The following is a 1,339-nucleotide window of genomic DNA, read 5'->3' on the forward strand; positions in this document are numbered from 1 at the left end:
GAGAGAAATAATGAATAAGCTTTTAAGAGTTACTTTCGCTTTAGTAATCGTAGCAATGTTTTCAGCATCTGTACTACAGCTTTTCTTTGCAAATTATATGGGAGCAAACTCAGAATATGGGATATCCTTAGGCTGGCAAAGAGAAATTGCTTTTTGGAATCTTGCGATTATTCCAATACTTATAGCAATCAATATTAAATATGATTGGTTTTTCTTGAGGATCATTCTTTTTTCTTTGATTATTGGAGGAATGGGATTTGGAACCAACCATCTCTTAGGATTTTTAGAAGACAGCTCAAAACTAACTAGCTTAGTAGGTGCTTTAGAAAACTACGCTTTGGTTCTGTGTTGGATAATAGGATGGGGTATAGAGAAGAAAAAGCGCAGCAAGTCATTCCAAGCGTAAGCTTCCTTTTTTCTTAATATTAAAGCTTGTTATTTAAAAAGAGATTTACATAAGTGAGGATTATTTCAAGTGATTGTCGTAGCAAGGATTTCAAGTGCCTAAATTGTGAAATGAGATTGGTCTACTTACTGATGCTTGGCCACTGTACACAGCACTAAGACCATTTTAAAGTACCTAGAAATGAAATATACACCAGAGCGGATCGCAAATGCGGTTCGTAGCGTAAAAATCTGTACTTCAACAATCTATACCTGAATTTATAAACAAATCATTCCTTTTGAGATAAAAAAATTAAGGGGCGTGGAAGACGCTATAAAATAAAAATTACTGCAAAGTTGTTAAAAAGACCGAAGTGGGAATTCTTCGACGGTCTTACATTAAATAATCGACCTGCAATGAACGTAAGACAAGACATTATGTAGCAATTAAGCTACCAAATAAGACTGGTAGATCAATGATGACGACAATTAAACGATTAGTAGAAATGTATTCTCATGTTGTGAAATCGATCACATGTGACAGTGGAAGCGAATTTTTCAATCAGTTTAAAAGCGGACTCATTGAAGACACTTTTGACTGAAAAATCTATTATGCCAATCCAAGTTCGCCATATGAACATGGATATGGATCTAATGAGAACAATAATGGATTACTCAGAAAATATTTTCCAAAGCCATCTAATTTTAAAAATATCTCTCAAAGCAAAATCGATCAAGCTGTTCAAAGTATGAATTTGCGACTAAGAAAGTTTTTAAATGGAAATCACTGCAGTATAAGCCAAATTTAGAATAATCGAGAACTTTTTGCGGATAATCAAAGTAGTTTTATAGGAATCTAACAGATTGAGTCAAACAACAGTGATACTAAAATAATCAAATGCTGCGGTTAATATGTATACTAGTTTATCGTATGTAACTTCGCTTAATGTATATT

The 1,339-nt window shown here is 33.3% G+C and carries 1 protein-coding gene and 1 pseudogene; both read left to right on the forward strand.

What is annotated here, in order from left to right:
- Positions 1–10: 10 nt before the first annotated feature.
- The gene (locus A5875_RS05025) at positions 11–406 is read left to right on the forward strand and encodes a hypothetical protein (RefSeq protein ID WP_088932598.1); all 396 of its coding nucleotides are present in this window, start codon (positions 11–13) and stop codon (positions 404–406) included.
- A gap of 138 nt (positions 407–544) precedes the next feature.
- Positions 545–1,198 (forward strand): annotated as a pseudogene (locus A5875_RS24375) (IS30 family transposase); the annotation flags it as partial.
- Between the last annotated feature and the right edge of the window lie 141 nt (positions 1,199–1,339).

Source organism: Enterococcus sp. 3H8_DIV0648 (assembly GCF_002140655.1).
Classification (GTDB): domain Bacteria; phylum Bacillota; class Bacilli; order Lactobacillales; family Enterococcaceae; genus Enterococcus_A; species Enterococcus_A hulanensis.

Excerpts from the sequence above, each read along its gene's own strand:
- A5875_RS05025 (WP_088932598.1), top strand. The coding sequence starts at position 11 with ATGAATAAGCTTTTAAGAGTTACTTTCGCTTTAGTAATCGTAGCAATG.